At 43.0% G+C, this 20,083-nt stretch carries 20 protein-coding genes; 8 read left to right on the plus strand and 12 right to left on the minus strand.

Translation table 11 applies throughout. From position 1 onward, the window contains the following. Positions 1-104: 104 nt before the first annotated feature. The 6 genes from rodA to pyrG form a co-directional block, all read right to left on the minus strand. Positions 105-1,244, minus strand: a complete 1,140-nt coding sequence (rodA, locus tag BFN00_RS13060; RefSeq protein WP_071852075.1) for a rod shape-determining protein RodA — start codon at positions 1,242-1,244, stop codon at positions 105-107. 112 nt (positions 1,245-1,356) lie between these two features. Beyond that, complete coding sequence (gene ispD / locus BFN00_RS13065) at positions 1,357-2,070, minus strand: 2-C-methyl-D-erythritol 4-phosphate cytidylyltransferase (RefSeq protein ID WP_071852077.1); 714 nt, start codon at positions 2,068-2,070, stop codon at positions 1,357-1,359. Beyond that, on the minus strand, positions 2,039-2,431 hold the full coding sequence (locus BFN00_RS13070; RefSeq protein ID WP_004645271.1) for a septum formation initiator family protein: 393 nt from the start codon (positions 2,429-2,431) through the stop codon (positions 2,039-2,041). Before BFN00_RS13070 ends, ispD begins: the two co-directional genes overlap by 32 nt. Positions 2,432-2,438: 7 nt before the next feature. Then, complete coding sequence (gene eno, locus BFN00_RS13075; RefSeq protein ID WP_004278719.1) at positions 2,439-3,728, minus strand: phosphopyruvate hydratase; 1,290 nt, start codon at positions 3,726-3,728, stop codon at positions 2,439-2,441. A gap of 59 nt (positions 3,729-3,787) precedes the next feature. Beyond that, positions 3,788-4,645, minus strand: coding sequence for a 3-deoxy-8-phosphooctulonate synthase (gene kdsA / locus BFN00_RS13080; RefSeq protein ID WP_004278721.1), 858 nt, complete (start codon positions 4,643-4,645; stop codon positions 3,788-3,790). A 32-nt stretch (positions 4,646-4,677) separates the two neighbouring features. Then, entirely contained in the window at positions 4,678-6,318 is a 1,641-nt protein-coding gene (pyrG, locus tag BFN00_RS13085; RefSeq protein ID WP_004278723.1) for a CTP synthase, read from the minus strand. A gap of 225 nt (positions 6,319-6,543) precedes the next feature. On the opposite strand from pyrG, the gene BFN00_RS13090 reads away from it, so the two are divergent. Next, a complete protein-coding gene (locus BFN00_RS13090; RefSeq protein ID WP_370940779.1) occupies positions 6,544-6,966 on the plus strand; it encodes a hypothetical protein in 423 nt (140 codons plus the stop codon). 56 nt (positions 6,967-7,022) lie between these two features. On the opposite strand, the gene BFN00_RS13095 is transcribed toward BFN00_RS13090, so the two are convergent. The 3 genes from BFN00_RS13095 to BFN00_RS13105 form a co-directional block, all read right to left on the minus strand. Continuing rightward, positions 7,023-8,135, minus strand: a complete 1,113-nt coding sequence (locus tag BFN00_RS13095) for a YheT family hydrolase (protein ID WP_044108914.1) — start codon at positions 8,133-8,135, stop codon at positions 7,023-7,025. A gap of 70 nt (positions 8,136-8,205) precedes the next feature. Beyond that, positions 8,206-8,616, minus strand: coding sequence for a nuclear transport factor 2 family protein (locus BFN00_RS13100; protein ID WP_044108912.1), 411 nt, complete (start codon positions 8,614-8,616; stop codon positions 8,206-8,208). Between the two features lie 187 nt (positions 8,617-8,803). After that, positions 8,804-10,828 (minus strand): NADPH-dependent 2,4-dienoyl-CoA reductase, encoded by a 2,025-nt coding sequence (locus tag BFN00_RS13105; RefSeq protein WP_005247222.1) that lies wholly within the window; start codon positions 10,826-10,828, stop codon positions 8,804-8,806. A 166-nt stretch (positions 10,829-10,994) separates the two neighbouring features. On the opposite strand from BFN00_RS13105, the gene BFN00_RS13110 reads away from it, so the two are divergent. The 4 genes from BFN00_RS13110 to BFN00_RS13125 all read left to right on the plus strand — a co-directional run bounded on the left by BFN00_RS13110 (position 10,995) and on the right by BFN00_RS13125 (position 14,199). Beyond that, positions 10,995-11,537: a PadR family transcriptional regulator gene (locus tag BFN00_RS13110; RefSeq protein WP_005262757.1), complete on the plus strand. Its 543-nt coding sequence runs from the start codon at positions 10,995-10,997 to the stop codon at positions 11,535-11,537. 20 nt (positions 11,538-11,557) lie between these two features. Next, the gene (locus tag BFN00_RS13115) at positions 11,558-12,490 is read left to right on the plus strand and encodes an alpha/beta fold hydrolase (RefSeq protein ID WP_044108910.1); all 933 of its coding nucleotides are present in this window, start codon (positions 11,558-11,560) and stop codon (positions 12,488-12,490) included. A 19-nt stretch (positions 12,491-12,509) separates the two neighbouring features. Beyond that, positions 12,510-13,214, plus strand: coding sequence for an SIR2 family NAD-dependent protein deacylase (locus BFN00_RS13120; protein ID WP_044108908.1), 705 nt, complete (start codon positions 12,510-12,512; stop codon positions 13,212-13,214). An 85-nt stretch (positions 13,215-13,299) separates the two neighbouring features. Then, positions 13,300-14,199 carry a LysR substrate-binding domain-containing protein gene (locus BFN00_RS13125; protein ID WP_044108906.1) on the plus strand — a complete coding sequence of 300 codons (900 nt, stop codon included), beginning with the start codon at positions 13,300-13,302 and terminating at the stop codon, positions 14,197-14,199. 249 nt (positions 14,200-14,448) lie between these two features. Here the strand turns inward: BFN00_RS13125 and map are convergent, their stop codons facing one another. After that, positions 14,449-15,243: a type I methionyl aminopeptidase gene (gene map / locus BFN00_RS13130; RefSeq protein ID WP_071852079.1), complete on the minus strand. Its 795-nt coding sequence runs from the start codon at positions 15,241-15,243 to the stop codon at positions 14,449-14,451. Between the two features lie 350 nt (positions 15,244-15,593). Here map and brnQ point away from each other — a divergent pair, with 350 nt between their 5' ends. Next, positions 15,594-16,880, plus strand: coding sequence for a branched-chain amino acid transport system II carrier protein (brnQ, locus tag BFN00_RS13135; protein WP_005247229.1), 1,287 nt, complete (start codon positions 15,594-15,596; stop codon positions 16,878-16,880). A gap of 587 nt (positions 16,881-17,467) precedes the next feature. Then, positions 17,468-17,686, plus strand: coding sequence for a hypothetical protein (locus tag BFN00_RS13140; RefSeq protein ID WP_004645284.1), 219 nt, complete (start codon positions 17,468-17,470; stop codon positions 17,684-17,686). A gap of 113 nt (positions 17,687-17,799) precedes the next feature. Here the strand turns inward: BFN00_RS13140 and BFN00_RS13145 are convergent, their stop codons facing one another. After that, entirely contained in the window at positions 17,800-18,258 is a 459-nt protein-coding gene (locus BFN00_RS13145) for a hypothetical protein (RefSeq protein ID WP_044108901.1), read from the minus strand. 118 nt (positions 18,259-18,376) lie between these two features. Here BFN00_RS13145 and BFN00_RS13150 point away from each other — a divergent pair, with 118 nt between their 5' ends. Beyond that, complete coding sequence (locus tag BFN00_RS13150; RefSeq protein ID WP_071852080.1) at positions 18,377-19,240, plus strand: alpha/beta hydrolase family protein; 864 nt, start codon at positions 18,377-18,379, stop codon at positions 19,238-19,240. A gap of 199 nt (positions 19,241-19,439) precedes the next feature. Here the strand turns inward: BFN00_RS13150 and BFN00_RS13155 are convergent, their stop codons facing one another. Next, complete coding sequence (locus tag BFN00_RS13155; protein ID WP_044108897.1) at positions 19,440-19,661, minus strand: hypothetical protein; 222 nt, start codon at positions 19,659-19,661, stop codon at positions 19,440-19,442. Positions 19,662-20,083 lie beyond the last annotated feature (422 nt).

Consider the following 20,083-nt stretch of genomic DNA (forward strand, 5'->3'; position numbering starts at 1 on the left):
CGAGTTCTAGAATACTCTTTTTTTCTTCTGGCCAAAACAGGATTTCTAAGACAACTTATTTTAAGTGTATAAAAAGCCGGAACCAGTCCGACTTTTAGAATGATTTATCGATGAGTATGGATCGACATCACAATGCCCATCCCGGCCAGCATGGAAATTACCGCTGTTCCACCATAACTCATCAGCGGCAATGGATCTCCGGTCACAGGTAAAATCCCGCTCACCATGCCTGAGTTTAAGAATACAAAGAAGAAAAAAGTCAGTCCCATGGCTCCAGCATATAAACGGCCAAAGTTATGAAAGCTTTTTAAACCAATCATCAGACAGCGAATAATAATGGCAGTGAATAAACTAAACAGCAGAAAAACACCGATAAAACCGAATTCTTCGGCATAAGTCGACATAATAAAGTCAGTATGATGTTCAGGAAGATAACCTAAATGTGATTGCGTACCTTCAGTATAGCCTTTACCCGTGGAACCACCTGAACCAATCGCAATTTTGGACTGGATAATATTCCAGCCTGCACCCAAGGCATCCGACTCCGGATCAAATAGCGTAGTAATACGCTTTTTTTGATACTCTTGTAATACAAACATCCATGCAGCCGGAGCTGCCACGGCTACTGCAGCGGCTGCACCACCAATCAGACGCCACGACATCCCACTTAAAAATAGAACAAAAATACCGGGAATCACCAAGCCAATGTTCAAGTCAGGCTGAAGCGCCACCAAAACAAATGGTACGCCCAATAAAATCAGAGCCCCCACAATATGCAAAAATTTGGGAGGAAACGGCTTACGTGCAAAATACCATGCCATCATCAAAGGCATCGCAAATTTCATTACCTCACTCGGTTGCATGCTTCCTACCCCCGGCAAGGTAATCCAGCGGGTTGCACCCAAGCGTTTTTCACCAATCACAAAGACCAGAAGCAGCATGAAGATCCCGAAGGCGTACAGGTATGGACTAATCGCCTGATAAACTTTCGGTGGAATCTGCGCACAGATAAACAGCAGCACAAAACCAATTCCAAAACTGATCGCCTGACGCACCACCATGCCAGAGTCTTCGGATGTCGCGCTATACACCACCATTAAACCCAGGATTGCATTGAGAACTAGAAAGCACAATAACCAGGGATCAAGGTGCAACTTGGTCCATCGAGATGAATCTTGCGGGTTAATACTACGTCCATCACGCAAAGAGTGACGTAAAAACCGATACTGCTGTGAAGGTATCATTGGCCAAAAGGTGAAAAAGAATGATGGCAAAATTATAAGTGAAAGCTATAGCGAATAGATCGCTATAGCCAGATTTATTCTGCTTTTATTTAAATATTATTTGAATATATTTTTAAGCCTGAGCCTGTAAAATCAGCTTGGCCAGTTCCAGATCGTCCGGATAGGTAATTTTAATATTATCGGAACGCCCTTGTACTACACTCACCTGTTCGCCGATATGTTCCAGCGCACTGGCTTCATCAGTAATCGTAGCACCATCTTGCAAAGCCTGCTCAATCGCCCGTTTCAACACACCTAGCTTGGCCATTTGTGGTGTTTGTGCCTGCCAGAGCATCGAGCGATCCACTGTTTCCTCGATATCAAAATTGGTTACTACACGCTTAAGTGTATCTCGCACCGGGATGGCCAGAATCGCAGCCTGATCATTTGTAATCGCCGTATTGACCAGTTGTTGCAGACAATCCAGACTGACACAGGGACGCGCCGCATCATGTACCAGCACCCAATCATTTTCAGAAGCGATTTGAGATAAATAGTTCAGTGCATTTAACACGGAATTCACCCGCTCGGCACCACCCAAACAAAAATGGGCTTTCTCCAGACTGGAAAATGGCAATGTTTTTGCCACGTTGTCCTGTGCACCAATCGCCAGGACATAACCCATCAAAGGCAGTTGATTCAGACGAGCCACCGTATGTTCAAGAACAGTTCGCTCTTGAATCATCTGATATTGTTTCAGTTCTGTTTTAGAGAAACGGCTACCGGAACCTGCAGCTGGAAGAATGACCCAAAGTTTAAGGTGTGGTTGGTGCTTCAGCTGACTCATTGGTTCGCAGGTCTACTTTAGAATTAGGATTAAGATAGATCGGTTTATATTGAGTACTGATCGTGCTCATTTGAATAAAAGTTTCGCGTGGCTTAATCAGACCAAGATCTAAACGCGCATGTTCTTCGATGGCTTCAATACCATTCTTCAAATCATAAACTTCTGCTGCCAGAACGCGATTACGCTCTTTTAGCTCATCATTCAATTCCATTTGTTGTTGGATTTTCTGGGTCAGTTGCTGATGATCATGATAACCACCTTCACCAAACCAGTATAAATATTGAAACCCTGCGATCAAAATGATCGCAAGGCCCAACAGTACTTTACTCGCAGTCGAGTCGAATACATTTAACATTGACATAAGTCGCTTAGTTCAAACCTTTGAACTCAGCTTTACCGCGATATGCAGCATTAGTCAATTCTTCAATACGAAGTAATTGATTATATTTCGCTACACGGTCAGAACGGCAAAGTGAACCCGTCTTGATTTGACCCGCTGCTGTACCTACTGCAAGATCAGCAATCGTTGAATCTTCAGTTTCGCCTGAACGGTGTGAAATTACCGTAGAGTAACCATTTTCTTTCGCAAGGTAGATGGCATCTAAAGTTTCAGTCAAGGTACCGATCTGGTTGTATTTAATCAGAATAGAGTTACCCACTTTTTCGTTGATACCACGCTGCAGGATTTTCGGATTCGTTACGAACAAGTCATCACCTACCAACTGGATCTTGTCACCAAGAATTGAAGTCAGGTAAGACCAGCCTTCCCAGTCAGATTCGTCCAGACCATCTTCAATCGAGATAATTGGGTACTGGTTTACAAGACCTGCTAAATAGTCAGAGAACTGGTTGCTTGTGAACGCTTTGTTGCCTTCGCCCGCAAGAATGTATTGACCATTTTTGTAGAATTCTGAAGATGCACAGTCAAGCGCAAGCATGATGTCAGAACCTGCTTTGTAGCCAGTTTGACCAATTGCTTCAAGAATAACCGTAATTGCTTCTTCGTTTGAACGTAAGTTCGGTGCAAAACCACCTTCATCACCTACCGCAGTGTTTAAACCTTTTTTGTTTAATACTGATTTAAGTGAATGGAAAATTTCAGCACCGGCACGTAGCGCTTCAGAGAATGAAGTGAAGCCTACTGGCTCAATCATGAATTCTTGAATATCGACGTTGTTGTCTGCATGTGAACCACCATTGATGATGTTCATCATTGGTACAGGCATGGTCAAAATCGTTTGACCGCGAAGATCTGCGATGTATTGGAAAAGAGGAATTTTCTTTTCTTCAGCAGCAGCGCGCGCAGCAGCCAAAGACACTGCCAAAGTTGCGTTTGCACCTAATTTTTCTTTGTTTTCAGTACCGTCAAGCGCGATCATCGTGTTATCGATGTCTTTTTGTTCGAATACTGATTTACCGACCAAAGCGTCACGGATTAACGTATTGACGTTATTTACCGCAGTTTTAACGCCTTTACCTAAGTAACGCGCTTTATCGCCATCACGAAGTTCTAAAGCTTCACGAGAACCAGTTGAAGCACCAGATGGTGCACATGCACGGCCAACTACGCCAGATGCTAAGATTACGTCTGCTTCGATGGTAGGGTTACCACGAGAGTCCAAAATTTCACGTGCACGAATGTCAACGATTTGGCTCATGAACTATTCCTCAGTTGATTAATATGAGCTGCCTATACGGCAGCGCAAGAGTGATAAACTCAGTGTGTATCTAACTTTTCGAAACCTTTAACCAAGGTATCCAATTCTTTTAGCTGTGCCAGGAACGGCTCAAGCTGAGACATGCGCAGCGCACATGGACCATCACACTTGGCTTTTTCCGGATCTGGATGTGCTTCCAGGAACAAGCCTGCAAGACCCGTTGCCATACCCGCACGTGCAAGCGTTGTAATTTGCGCACGACGACCACCGGCAGAATCTGCACGGCCGCCTGGGGTTTGTAAGGCATGGGTCACATCAAAGAAAACCGGGACATTCATTTCTTTCATGATGTCGAAGCCCAGCATGTCTACAACCAGATTGTTATAGCCAAATGCCGAACCGCGTTCACAAATGATCAGCTTGTCATTTCCGGCTTCCAGACACTTATGCAAAATATGACGCATTTCGTGCGGAGCCAGGAACTGGGCTTTTTTGATGTTGATGATCGCATCCGTTTTTGCCATGGCTTCAACCAGATCCGTCTGACGGCTTAAGAAAGCTGGCAATTGAATAATGTCTGCCACTTCCGCCACAGGAGCCGCTTGGTACGGCTCATGCACATCGGTGATGATCGGCACATTAAAGTGTTTTTTAATGTCAGCTAACCACTCGAGACCTTTTTCCAGGCCTGGGCCACGGAAAGAGTTCAGGCTTGAACGGTTGGCTTTATCAAAGCTGGCTTTGAACACATAAGGAATGCCCAAACGTGTACAGATATCGACATAAGTCTCTGCGATTTCAAAAGCCAGGTCTTTAGATTCAAGTACATTCATTCCGCCGAATAATACAAATGGCAAATGATTTGCCATTTGTATATCGCCCAAACGTACAATTTCTTGTGGTTTTAATTGCGACATTTAAACTTCCCTAGTTGTGTCCTACGCACCGATTATTTGGTTTTTTGGTACTGCTTTTTCGCAGCATCAATGAAACCTGCAAATAATGGGTGACCATCACGTGGCGAGCTGGTAAATTCCGGGTGGAATTGTACTGCAATAAACCAAGGATGTGCAGGAATTTCAACAGTTTCTACCAGATGCTGTACCGGAGAGTAACCAGAAATCTTCATGCCTTTTTCTTCCAGCACTGGGATATAACGGTTGTTCATCTCGTAACGGTGACGGTGACGCTCGATGATTTCTTCAGAACCATAAACTTCTGCAGTTTTAGTCCCTGCAACCAGTTCAGATTTTTGCGCGCCTAAACGCATCGTGCCACCCAGATCAGAATCAGCAGAACGTTGCTGAACTTCACCACGCTCATCTAACCATTCAGTAATTAAACCAATCAATGGAGATTTGGTTGAACGGTTAAATTCAGTCGAGGTCGCGTCTGCAATACCAGCAACATTACGTGCGTATTCGATCACAGCCAACTGCATACCCAAGCAAATACCGAGGAACGGCACACCGTTCTCACGTGCGAACTGAATCGCCTTCATTTTGCCTTCAGTACCGCGCTCACCGAAACCACCAGGAACTAGAATCGCATCAGCATCTTTCAATACTTCTGCTACATCTTGGCCTTCAAGCTCTTCAGCGTTTACGTAGTCAATCTGAACTTTCACACGGTTTTGAATACCCGCATGTAAAAGTGCTTCGTTGACAGATTTGTAAGCATCTGGAAGTTCAACGTATTTACCGACCATTGCAACACGTACGGTGTATTCAGGGTTCAGTAATGCTTCTACAACGTTATCCCAATCTGTTAAATCAGCTTCAGGAAGATCGTTATAACCAAAACGTTCACAGATTAAATCATCAACATTTTGTTCGTAGAATGTACGTGGAATCTGGTAGATCGAACGTGCGTCTTTACATACCACAACGGCACGTGCTTCAACGTTGGTAAATAATGCAATCTTACGCGTCGTATCTGCATCTACATCGTACTCTGTACGACAGATGAGAATGTCTGGCTGAATACCAATCGACAGGAGTTCTTTAACAGAGTGCTGTGTTGGTTTGGTTTTTAATTCTGCTGCAGACTTAATGTATGGGAGTAACGTTAAGTGCATTAACATGGTACGTTTATGACCAAGTTCAACCATTAACTGACGTACAGATTCCATGAATGGGAGAGATTCAATGTCACCTACAGTACCGCCGATCTCTACGATCGCAACGTCATAACCTTCGCCTGCACGAAGTACACGCTCTTTGATATTGTCAGTAATGTGTGGAATAACTTGAACAGTACCGCCTAGATAGTCACCACGGCGTTCTTTGTTTAGAACATCCTGGTAAACACGGCCTGATGTGAAGTTATTTAGTTTGGTCATTTTCGCACGACGCAAGAAACGTTCGTAGTAACCCAAGTCTAAGTCTGTTTCAGCACCATCTTCTGTAACAAAAACTTCACCATGCTGGAATGGGCTCATTGTCCCTGGATCGACATTAATGTATGGATCCATTTTTACCATGGTCACTTTTAAACCACGAGCTTCTAAAAGTGCAGCAACAGAAGCAGCTGAAATACCTTTACCTAGTGATGAAACTACACCACCAGTAACGAAAATAAAATGGGTCATTGGGTTTCTCGTACAATCGAGCCTAAATCGGCCTGCAATGTTGCGCAATTTTACTTTACCTTGTACCTAGAAAGCAAAGTCAATCCGCATCAATTCAAAGAACAATAAACAATTGACTATTCTAACAGCAATTCCTATAAAAAATTACAGTAAGTTCATATGATTTCTATCTTGCATTTTGCTGCTATAATAGTGTATCCACTCCACACTTTTATGTTTGATGCAATGATGATGAAGAAACTTTTAATCTCCACCCTAATCCTGACTGGCCTGACATTAACTGCGTGTGTAAAAAAAGAAGCACCAAAAGAAGAAGAGCAAGTAGAAGTTACTCCAGCATCTGAAATCTCGACTCCAGAACCAACGCAATTTGAACCGCTTGAACCTGTAGAGCCAGCGGCAATTGAAGAGGAAGTAGCGCCAACGGTTGAAATTCAACGTGAGCAAACTGAAAACACCACGACTGAAATCCGTCGTGAAATCAAAAAACCAGAAACTACTGAGCCGGCACCAGTGCCTGAAACCCGCGAAGAACCTGCGTCAAAGCCTGCTGCGACCACACCTAAAACCAATTCAAATCCAGAAAACAAGTCTGAGGATGATGCGGTTGCTGACGCAATTGCCGCAGCGATGCCAGCACTTGACTAATTACAGTATCATTCATCAAAAAACCCAGCAGATGCTGGGTTTTTTATTGGAACTTTTTAAGCAGATACTGTTGCCGGTGCACGAGATAAGTGAATCAAATAGTCTGCCATTAGTCGGGTAGCCCAAGATTCGGTTTGCATCAAGCCCTGATAAAAGCCGCAATGACTGCCTTTTTTGGTGGTAATCACCATAATATTGGACATCGCCCGAATTTTTTCTTTATAAGGTTCTAAATTTCGGATGTGACAAACCGGATCATCCTCCGCATTTAAAATCATCAGCGGAATTTTGATACTTTCAAATACATAAATCGGATTGGTTGCCTGGGTATAACTGGCATAATCCGTAAATCCGGCCAGTTCAAAATAGAGTTTTTCAAATTCGGACAGATCTTTAACTTCTAATAACTGTTTCCAGCTTGGGCAGACCTGCCAGGTTTCCTGATAAGGATGAATAAAGCGCTTAATCAGTTTTTTGGCCATAACTTTACTGTAAAACGGATGCACATTGGCAAAACCAGTTTCAGTGTTATAGCCAGGACATAAAGCAAAAGCTGCTTTTAATGGGGTTTGTTCACCCTCTTCGCCCAGATAACGCACTAACAATCCCGTACCCGCAGAAGAGCCAACCCCATAGAGATCGGACTGAGGAAATCTGTCCTGTATATACAAGAGTTGTTCACGCAAATCCTGAGTTGAACCAAACAGGTTCATTTTAGGCACAGGCATGGGTAAGTCTGCATGACCACGGCGTAAACACAATGCAACACGCCAACCCGTATATTTATGCAGATCACGAACCAGTTCACGCATTGATTCAGGAGAACCGGTTATCGTATGCAATAAAACAATGGTAGGGGTATTTGCAGGAAGATCCAGTCCATACCAGGCAATACCGGTAATTCCGCCATCTGACATTTTCAGCTGTTCAAGCGCGTCATATTTCAGCTTAATGGTACGTTTTTTAATTAAATCGAAATACAGAATATGTGCGTGTGCATTGGCTAACCAAGGTGTAGGACGATATTTTTGTTGCAGCTGCGGTAAGCTCTCAATGAGTCCTGAAAATACACCATTCGGATTGTAATACAGGGTCGGCTCGTCTGCTCCACTGAAACGATCCAGATACTCACTGGAAAGCTGACCCAATTTTTTAAGCAACATTTTCATCTGTCATCCCCCTCTAGTTGTACTAGCTGTGATTTACAAATTTCATGCCGACTTGAATCAATAGTTCGAATTAAGTTTTAGCTTGGAATGATTGCATCCGCTGGCCCATCTGTACAGCCAAGGCTTCAAGTCCGGACTTAGGTCGAATCATGACTTCAAAATCAATCATCTGCCCCTCTTCATTAAACTGAATCATGTCAACTCCCTTTAGTTTTTTATCGCCCACATTGGCAGAAAACTCAAGTACGACATTGTTACCATCTTCACTTATAAATTCACGGTGATAGGTGAATTTTTCAAAGACTTGAATGACATTGGTCAAAATAAAAAATACCACCTGTTTTCCAGGATAAGGCTGAAAAGCCACAGGCGAACGAAATACCACTTCTTCAGCAAGTAGTTCATTCAAGATCGACATATCACGGGTTTCCAGCATCTCATGCCAGCGTGCAATGGATTTTCTGGTATTTTCGATGGTCATTTTGGATTCCTTCTTTTTTGATATTTTTTAATAAAAGCTTAAATACTTCTTTCTTTTAATTGAAAGAATTCCCCCTTTTATTAAAGGTGAGAAGTACTGCTTCGCAAGGGGGGATTCTTTCTTACAAATCCTCTCCCTAACCCTCTCCTTTAATAAAGGAGAGGGGAAAAAGCAGGTTTTAATATTTTCAGATCACCGCCGCCAATTCAGCACCCTGACGGATTGCACGCTTGGCATCCAGCTCACCCGCTTCTTTCGCTCCACCAATCAGATGCACATTTTTACCCGCCGCTTTTAGCTCATCAAACATGGCGGTATAAGATTCCTGACCGGCACAAATAATCACGTGATCGACTTCCAACACAGCAGGCTTGTCATTCACGACAATATGTAAGCCCTGATCATCAATTTTTTCATAATTGGCGCCCGCAATCATTTTTACGTCACGGTGTTTTAAACCGGTACGATGAATCCAGCCTGTGGTTTTACCCAAACTCGCGCCGACTGAAGCAGCTTTACGTTGCAATAAATAAATTTCACGTTGCGGTTTTTCTACATTTGCAGCTTTTAAGCCACCGACATTTTCATAGTCAGTATCAATACCCCATTCATCATAGAATTTTTCCGGATTGATACTGCCACTTTCCCCTTCATGGCTCAAGAATTCGGCTGTATCAAAACCAATACCGCCTGCACCAATAATGGCAACTCGCTGACCCACCGGCTTACGTTCTTTCAAAACGTCCAGATAAGACAGTACTTTTGCATGATCAATGCCTGGAATCTCAAGCTGACGTGGTGTCACGCCTGTTGCCACCACAATATCATCAAAGCTTGACTGAGCCAGCTCTTCCAGACTCGCCTTATGATTCAGTTGCAATTTGATACGTGGTTGTAATTCAATCTGACGCTTGAAGTAGCGCAAGGTTTCATAAAACTCTTCCTTGCCCGGAATGGTCTTGGCAATATTAAACTGCCCGCCAATCTGAGCAGCGGCTTCAAATACCGTCACCTGATGACCGCGATTTGCTGCATATACAGCAAAGCTTAAACCTGCAGGACCCGCACCAATCACGGCAATATTTTTTGCTACATTGGTTTCTTTAAAAATGAGCTCTGTTTCATAGCAGGCACGTGGATTGACCAGACAGGTGGCAATTTTCATTGAGAAAATATGATCCAGACAGGCCTGATTACAACCGATACAGGTATTGATCTCATCGCTACGACCCTGCTCCGCTTTCAGGACAAACTCAGAGTCTGCCAGCATCGGACGGGCCATAGAAATCATATCAGCATCACCAGATGCCAATACATATTCAGCCATTTCCGGAGTATTGATACGGTTTGAAGTGATTAAAGGAATCTTCACTTGACCTTTCAGCTTACGCGTCACCCAAGTAAAGGCTGCACGAGGCACTTTGGTGGCAATGGTCGGAATACGCGCTTCATGCCAGCCAATGCCGGTATTGATAATGGTCGCACCGGCTTTTTCAATTTCTTTGGCCAACTGGATGACTTCTTCCAGAGTTGAACCGCCTTCGACCAGATCCAGCATAGATAGGCGATAAATAATGATAAAGTTCTCACCGACCATTTCACGGGTACGGCGTACGATTTCAATCGGGAAACGGATGCGGTTTGCATAGCTTCCACCCCACTCATCATCACGATGGTTGGTACGCGCGGCAATAAACTCGTTAATCAAATAGCCTTCCGAGCCCATGATTTCTACACCGTCATAATCGGCGTATTGAGCCAGCTTGGCACAATTGGCAAAATCATCAATGGTTTGCTGCACTTCAGCCGAAGTTAAAGCATGCGGTTTGACCGGATTGATCGGTGCCTGAATTGGGGATGGCGCGACATTTTCAGCCTGATAAGAATAGCGTCCGGTATGCAAAATCTGCATGGCAATTTTCCCGCCCGCCTCATGTACGGCCTGGGTAATTACCTTATGCTTTTCAGCTTCTTCAAGAGTGTCAAGTTTGGAACCACCATGAAACGTCACCCCATGATCATTTGGTGAAATCCCGCCGGTGACGATTAAAGCGACTCCACCTTTGGCACGCTCTGCATAGAAAGCTGCCATCCGATCATATCCGCCGGGTGCCTCTTCAAGACCAACGTGCATGGAACCCATTAACACGCGGTTTTTAAGCGTGGTAAAACCCAAGTTCAATGGGGCAAGTAAATTCGGATATTTAGACATTTCAACTCCTGAGCGTGCGTTTAGGCTGGCTATTGTTTTAGCAACTGGCAGTTTGATCCCTCAAACTTTCCAGTTTAATGCAACTTGTTGCACTAATTTATATGCCAGAATTGATTTTTATGCAACATGTTGCATAATAATCCTGAGTCACTTTTTTGAGACGCTTATGTCTTTAGCGCATGTTTTATTGACCAGCCTGATTGAAAAGCCCAGCACCGGAATCGAACTGGCCCGCCGTTTTGACCGATCCATGGGCTTCTTCTGGAATGCCACTCATCAGCAGATTTATCGCGAGCTGAATGCCATGCTGCAAAAAGGATGGATTTCGACGATAGAAGAGGAAGATTCCAATAGCCGCAAAAAGACTTATCAAGTGGAACGTCTGGGCCGGGAAGAACTGGCCAACTGGATGCTGCAACAAAGCCCACCGGCACAACTGCGCGAAGAACTGATGGTGCGTTTACGTGCCGAAGCCCAGCTTGGTGGCAATAACACCTTGGCAGAGCTGGAACGCCATCTAGAACTGCATAAAGAAAAACTGAAAACCTATCAGCAGATTTTTGCCAAGGACTTTGCCGAAGCGGACGAAACTGACCGTACCCTGTATATTCATAAAATGATTTTGCAACTGGGGATTGATCAGGAACTGGGCTGGATTTCCTGGCTGGAACAAGTCATTCCGCGACTCAAACAATTTGACGCAAAATAATTCTAAATACGGAGACACACATGCCCTTTTATCGCATGCCCGATGGTGAACAGCTATTTGTACGCGAATATGGTCAGGGACAGCCTGTACTGGTGCTCTCGGGACTTGGCATGCTGAGCTGGCAATGGAAAGCTTTTCTTTATCCGCATCAGAAAAATTTCTGTTTCATTATTCCAGAATGGCGCGGCTTTGGGGCTTCCAGTCGCTGTAAAATTCCGCCAGATAGGGATGCAATTTCCAGTCACTGGCTGGATGTGCGTTCAGTTCTGACCCAGCTAGAATTAGATCAAGTCATCGTCATTGCCTATTCCATGGGTGCAACCACCGCAATGCACGGCATGCATTATGACAACTTTGCCAGTCAGATTTCTGCTTATTTGCACATTGATCAGACTCCCAAAATTCCGGTCGATGATGCCTGGGATTTTGGTCTTTTTGGTCCACGTTATCAGGAATTTATCGACATCCTGCAGCAGCTCTCTGTCCTACTTACGCAATATCAGCAAGTTGAATTGATCCGTGATCTTGACGTTTCTGTCCGTAAACAAATTGCCGCCCTATGGCTAAAATTTATTCAGCTACAAAATCAACAAAAATATAGTCTGAAAGCTTTCGAATTCATTTTGAATCAACCTCGCCTGCAAAGTCTGTTAATGCCTTCCAGCCGGGTGGATTATATGGCGTGGTATATCAACAATTATTTATACCATCGTGAGGATTACCGAGAGGCATTGGCCCAGCTCAGCTGTTCGGTGACTTTCTTTAGCGGCGTACAATCCAAGCTATATCCTTTTGAAGGTCAGCACCTGATTGCAGAAAGCCTGCCTCAGGCCAAACAGATACTTTTCAGCAAATCCGGCCATACACCTTTACTGACTGAACCGCTAAAATTTGCCCGAGAACTTGGCATCTTTTTAAATGAAAATTCACAATCTAGCACTTCAGCTGCCTAAAGATTCAGGAGATAGAACAATGAAAAAGTTGGTGGCTTTTTCCGGTGCAGGCATGAGCGCCGAAAGTGGCATTCATACTTTTCGCGACAGTGATGGACTTTGGGAACAATACCGGATTGAAGAGGTCGCGACACCTGAAGCTTGGGCCAAAAATCCAGAACTGGTGCAACGCTTTTATAATGCCCGCCGTAAAAACATTCTGGAAGCACAGCCGAATGCCGCACATCAATTAATTGCCGATCTTGAAAATGAGTTTGATGTGCATGTAATCACCCAGAATATTGATGACTTGCATGAACGTGCCGGCAGCTCCAAGGTGATCCATTTACATGGCAATATTCGTCTGGCCAAAAGCTCAGGCCCCGATGCACAAAGCACGACCGAGTTTTATCCAATTGAAGGTGCTGAATTAGATTTAAATCAACACTTTTGTAAGGCAGGCTATCCGTTACGTCCGCATGTGGTCTGGTTTGGCGAAGCCGTGCCCGCGTATGAAGAAGCCCAAGACTGTGTACAGGATGCCGATATTTTTGTGGTGATTGGCACCAGCCTACAGGTTTATCCGGTCGCCGGGTTAATTCATGATATTCCTGCGTACTGTCAGGCCTATTACATCGACCCGAAAGCCGAGCAGCAGTATTTGCCTGCACAGTTTTACAAAATCCCCCAAAACGCGACCGATGGCATGCAAACACTGCTAGGTTTACTGAAATCCCCGAATTAAAATCTTTATGCACTACATTCTCTGATTGACAGTATGCAACAATCAATTTTTAATCAGCTTATCGTTGCAAGAATGGAATTAAACCATGCTGTCTGATCTGGATGACTTTTATTGTTTCGCTCAGGTGGTGGAACATGGCGGCTTTAGTGCAGCCGAACGTGCAACTGATATTCCCAAATCCAAACTTAGCCGCCGGGTGTTTAATCTGGAAGAGCGCCTGGGCGTACGTCTGATTCAGCGCAGTTCGCGTCATTTTGCTGTCACCGATATCGGCATGAATATTTACCGGCATGCCCAAGTCATGCTGAGTGCTGCACAGGCAGCGCATGATCTGGTCGACCATTTGAGTACCGAACCACGCGGAACCATTAAAGTCAGTCTACCAGTGTCTATTGCACAGAATGAACTGGCAAAAATTCTGCCGGATTTTTTGAAAAAATATCCTGAAATTAAAGTCCAGATGATGATCACCAATCGCCGGGTCGACATTATCAATGAAGGCTTTGATCTGGCCTTACGTGTCCGTTCCAGCCTGGATGATGATCCGAATCTGGTGATCCGCCAGTTTGAAAAAATTGAGCAGCATCTATTCGCCAGTCAGGGTTATTTAAATGAATTTGGTGAACTGAAAACCCCTGAGCAACTGGCTGAACATAAAATCCTGAGTATGGCTGAAGATCATACCGAACAGTTTCTGACCTTACAAAATGAACAGCAGGAACAGAAAAAAATTCGTGTCAGTCCAACCGTTATGGGTTCTGACTTAAATATGCTGGCACAATTGGCCGCGTCAGGATCAGGCGTTACTTTGTTACCAGATAACGTGGTCGAGCATTACGTGGCAAGTGGTGAACTTGTTCGGGTACTCCCTGACTGGAAAGCGCCGCATGGTATTTTCCATGTGGTTTATCCTTCACGTCGCGGTTTATTGCCCGCAGTACGGGTCTTTATTGACTATCTGGTTGCTGAATTAAATCAGCGCTAAGTGATATGCTGTTGAGGAAAACTGGACAAAAAAATAGCTCATTCTTGGGGAAAAATGAGCTAGAGAAACTTTCACTACAGCATAGTGAGCGAAAAAAAGGTAACCTATGTATCTGACTCTTATTTTAATCAGATATAAAACCCTAAACCACTGTTTAATGTAGTGTTTTGTATTTTTTCGTCAACAAGCACGAGTGAGTTGTAATTTATGTAAGTGGATTATCTAAATAAAGATCATGCAATCAATATTTTAAATCTCCGGATACTCACCTGTGCCTTCAGGCCAAGGCGACAACACTTCAAACCCGGTTTCGGTGACATAGACCATATGTTCCCATTGCGCAGACCAGGATTTATCCGTGGTGACCACAGTCCAGCCATCTTTCAGCTCTTTGACGCGGGCTTTTCCCATATTCACCATCGGCTCAATGGTAAACACCATGCCCGGAACCAGTTTAATGCCCTGACCCGGCTGGCCGTAATGCAGAATGTTTGGCTGCTCATGATAGACTTTGCCGATGCCATGACCACAATATTCGCGCACAATAGAATAACCTTCACGCTGTGCAACCGTTTGAATGGCATAACCAATATCACCTAGAGTCGCGCCCGGCTTCACCGCATGAATCCCGGCCACCATGGCTTCATAGGTGGTATTGACCAGTCGCTTGGCTTCTGGAGAAGGAGTTCCAACATAGTACATCCGGCTTGTATCACCAAAATAACCGTCTTTAATAATGGCAACATCAATATTGATAATATCGCCATCCTGAAGAACGACTTTTGATGATGGAATGCCGTGACAAACCACTTCATTCAGTGAAATACAGGTGGTTTTGGTATAGCCATAATAGCCAATATTGGCTGGCGTCACTTTTAATGTATTTACAATAAAATCATGACAGAGATCATCCAGATATTCAGTCGTGACACCTGGCTTGACATGCTCCCCGATCATCGCTAAAACCTCTGCAGCCAAACGCCCAGATATCCGCAGTTTTTCAACATCTTGCTCAGTTTTAAGACTAATCGCTGGAGCGCGCATATACCTATCCTCACTATGAATCCCTGAATTATAATCCCTTTTTTGCGAAATATGTCGCAGTTGTTGAGTTTCGGCACAGCAATTTTCCTTGAAATAGGACTTTTCACTGCTGCTTATTTGTACAAACAATAACTGACATATTTTGATATCAAGTGCAGATATTTTTTGAGCTTGTAAGGAAAAATATATTTTTCAGCGAATTATCAAACATATATTTCTACCAAGATTTGAATGACCGGTTATGTGATCCGCAAACTCACTAGAATCAAGGCTTCCAGCCTTAAAATAAACTCCAAAAAATTGGACATATACACTAAAATCGCTTTCTTTTGTTCTATTGATCTCCCTTTATGACAAGTCTGCGTACCCGGGATATTGTCGCCCTAGGTTTTATGACCTTTGCACTATTTATTGGTGCGGGCAACATTATCTTCCCACCGATTGTGGCTCAACAAGCCGGTGAACACGTATGGCTCGCTGCTTTAGGTTTCCTTATTACAGCAGTCGGCTTACCCGTGATTACCATTATTGCGTTGTCTCGCGTTGAAGGTTCCATTCAGGCACTAAGCTCGCCTCTTGGCAAAGCAGCCAGCATCTTGCTGACTGTAATCTGTTACTTAGCTGTTGGCCCTTTATTTGCGACGCCGCGTACCGCAACCGTTTCTTATGAAATCGGTTTTTCATCTTACTTTGGCAATGAATCTGGCAGCCTGCTCATTTACAGCATCATCTATTTTGCTGTGGTGACCATCGTATCTTTATATCCAAACAAGATTCTGGATACCGTCGGCTATTTCCTGTCACCACTTAAAATTATTTCTTTGATAATTTTGGGTGTAGCAGCCGTGATGATCCCTGCCAGCAATCCGCCTGCAGCGATCGATAATTACGTTACCAGTCCAGTGACTGAAGGCTTCGTAAATGGTTATTTAACCATGGATACTTTGGGCGCTTTAGTTTTCGGTATTGTGATTGTCAAAGCCATTACTTCACGTGGTGTAACGGATAAAAAACTGATTACCAAATATGCGGTTAATGCCGGCATTATTTCTGGTATTGGTTTAACTCTGGTGTATTTAAGTCTGTTTAAACTTGGACTGGGTAGCCATGAGATTGCACCAAATGCAGCCAACGGTGCCATTATCCTGCATGCATATGTACAACATGCTTTTGGCGATATGGGCGCTTACTTCCTGTCTGGCATGATTTTTATTGCCTGTATGGTCACTGCAATTGGTCTGACCTGTGCCTGCGCTGAGTATTTCTCCAGCTTGACCAAGATTCCATACAAGATCTTTGTCTTTATTCTGGTGGGCTTCTCACTGGTGATTTCAAACCTAGGTTTAACCAAACTGATTGCTGTTTCGGTTCCAGTCTTAAGCGCGATTTATCCGCCTGCAATTAGCGTCATTATGCTGAGCTTCTGTGCGAGCTTCTTCAAGAAACCATCTCATGTGATTGCGCCAGTGACCCTGGTAGCCTTGATCTTTGGTATTTTTGACGGATTAAAAGTTGCTGGTTTTGAATTGGCTGCATTACTGCAAAATTTACCTCTATCAGAACAGAATCTGGCCTGGTTTATTCCATCCATGATTGTATTGCTGATTACAGCTGTGATTGACCGTATTAGAAACTAAAATTTCTAGGATGTCTGAAAAATCGTATTTTTACCCAAAATCCGGTTTGAGCGTGATCAATAATTGTCAGGTTTTACCCAAACGGACATTTATTGTTTCTTAATAATGACATCAAATCACCACTGTAAATCTTGATACTAAGATTTTCTATAAAATATGATGTATAGAATTGAACTTTAATTATTTTATTTTTTATATAAATATAAACAGAACTTTTAATTTCCTGATTTTAGATACTTATTGTTGCCAACTTAAACCAAGTCCCCCTCCGAGTCATACGCAGGCTTACAAAGTATTGATTAACACTACATATCTTTGGCGTAGAATTTGCATTTTCTATCTGGTCGCATTAATCAAATGATGACTACATCTTATTTCCAAAATTAGCTGGAGGTGAAATCTGAAAATATAATTCTTGCCTAATCAAGTGATTATGTAGTTATACGACTAAAGATGAGCATTTTGACTGTAAAAGCCTGCCACAGCAGTTGCAAAGGTCCAAATTAAACAGTACAACTATATATTCAATTCTGACTGATTAAATCTGCTTTAATCTTCAATAATATGAATAAATGGGAGGGATGGAGATGTTATCATTACATTTCAACAAGCAAGTCTTCATTGACGCTCTTAAAGCCAACAACACCAATCTGGTGACATTTATATGCACCACTTTTGCACTCATGCTGACTTTAACCGTCCATTGCTTAATTCAAGGTAATTTAAAACTTGAATACTTTGGCTATGCACTGATTGTCTCAGCTGCATTTTTCCTATGGGCTGCCATAGACCAGAAATACCGATAATCAAATTTTAAATTAGCCCAGATGGATGATATGGCCAGTCATCCATCTGGTGAAAAAAGTGTTTTAATTTTCAGTCATTCCAGCATCCTTTCAGAATAACTATAAAAAGAAGATTAGAATAATCCCGCAAATGCTCCATAGACCAAAATCCCTGTCCCGCCCAATTCTGCGACAATTAAACCTAGCATGGCGAAAGTCATTAAACTTCCTGGCAAATGAAACTTACCCAGCTGATGCGGCTGTTTAAACTGATTCGTTGTGTCTTGCAGGAAACCATGCAGCATATAAGCCCCAATAGAAAAACTGAAAAATACAATATTGACCAGTACGCAAATCAGATTCACCATACTCGGCAACACTGAACAATAGGCCAGCACTGCCAGAATTAAGGTCGCGGGCGCATAAAGCAGGCTGCTGCGATGGGCAATATCGACATAATAATGTGCGCGTGACTGAGGCGATTGACGAATCTGCCAATATTTCCAGACGCCGGTGAACATCCCGACCCACAAAAATATTCCACTAAAAATAATGGCGATTTTAACGGCCAGCTCAAGTTCCATTAGCTGCATAATTTTATTCCATCTCTATTATTTTACTGACTTTTAAGTCATGTTTTCCCCGAGCTACCCTGCTAAAAATCTATACAGTAAAAGCTTCATCAGGATTATAAAAATCATAGTGTATCGTATGTCTGAATTTGAAACATTGACTCTCCAGTGTCAGGATGGCTATCGCTTAAGTGCACGTTTTTATGCAGCTATTTCTGAAACTGAAAAACTTCCAGTATTAGTCTGTCCGGCAACTGGCATTACTAAACAGTTTTATCATCAGTTTTGTGTGTGGTTACAAGCTCAAGGCTATGCCGTTATGGTCTTTGATTTCCGGGGGATTGGTGATTCACTACATGGCCCGTTGAAAAATTCAAAAGCCAGTATTGTGCAATGGGGTCAACTGGATATACCGGCCGCGATTGATGCTTTATTAACGCGTACCAATGCAAGAAAAGTGATACTACTTGGACATAGTGCCGATGGTCAGCTTTTAGGTATTGTGCCAAATTACGATAAAGTCGCAAAAGTGGTGGCCGTCTCTGGCTCTACTGGACATGTGAAAGGACTCAAAGGTAAAACCAAGTTACTTGCGCCAGTGATGTTTAATGTTATTTTCCCACTGGCACGCATCACTAAAGGCTATGGCCCGACTCAAGCGATTGGTATGGGTGAAAACCTGCCTAAAGATGTGGCACGAGAATGGGCGCAGTTCTGTAGTAAACCGGGTTATGTAATCAACGCGATTGGTAAAAATATTGCACCATCCCATGATTATCATGCTCAAGTCACCTGCCCGATTACCTCAATCTGGTCATCGGATGATGAAATTGCCACGGAAGCCAACGTGAAAGATTTACTGCGTTTATATCCAAACGCAAAAACCCAGATAATTGAACTTAGACCTAAAAGTTATGCCTATAAAACCATTGGTCATATGCTGATGTTCAAGAAATCGCATCAGAATTTATGGCCGGTGATTGAACAACAATTGACTGTTTAAATCAGATTTAGATGGTTATTTGCAGGCTGCTGTGTTCTAATACTCTCAGTTTGAGATGAGCCTCTTACAGTATATGGGCTTGACCTATATACGACTAGCCCCTAACCATGGGGCTTTTTATTGTCTGAATATTTTAAAACGTATATAAAAATGGGCTGACGATAACGCCAACCCATGTCTTTCTTTATCGAATTAAATATTATTTTGACTCAATGTCATAGACCCAGTTTCGAGCTTGTTTCTCAGTCGTGGTTTCACAAACATAATAGTCATGATCCCATGAATCAGGATGGAAGATTTCACGTTTGTGATAAGTCACTTGTTTGGTATTTTCAACACAGGTGAAGTTATCACCTTGGTCTTTGACCTGCGTTCCGTTGAGGAAACCACCAATACAGAGGAAGCGGGATTGTTTGGGCATTTTACTTTAACCACTTTTCCAACCAATGTAAAGTTAGATATTACTTTAGTTATTTAGCTTAATAAAAATATTACAATTATTTATTTCCTGTTTTTTAAAAATATCCTACCTTTGGAGTTTTGAGCTTTCTATTTTTGAGCCAATCTTTATACACCTCATAATCCCCCTGTACACTCAACATTTTATCCAAACATGTCTGCATTGTTTCTACACAATATGCCCCTGATCTTTCCAAATATCCTTTTAGAACAGCCTCTTCATAATCTAAAATTATAAAACTTGGCGAATTCAAACATGACTGTCTCTTATACACATCTCCGAGCCCACGAGACAAAAAAAAAAAAACAACGACGTAAATAACTTATGACGCTACTGAGAGTAAAACCGACACTGTATTCACTGTATTTATTTAACAACACTAA

Source organism: Acinetobacter sp. AR2-3 (assembly GCF_001878775.1).
GTDB lineage: Bacteria > Pseudomonadota > Gammaproteobacteria > Pseudomonadales > Moraxellaceae > Acinetobacter > Acinetobacter lwoffii_D.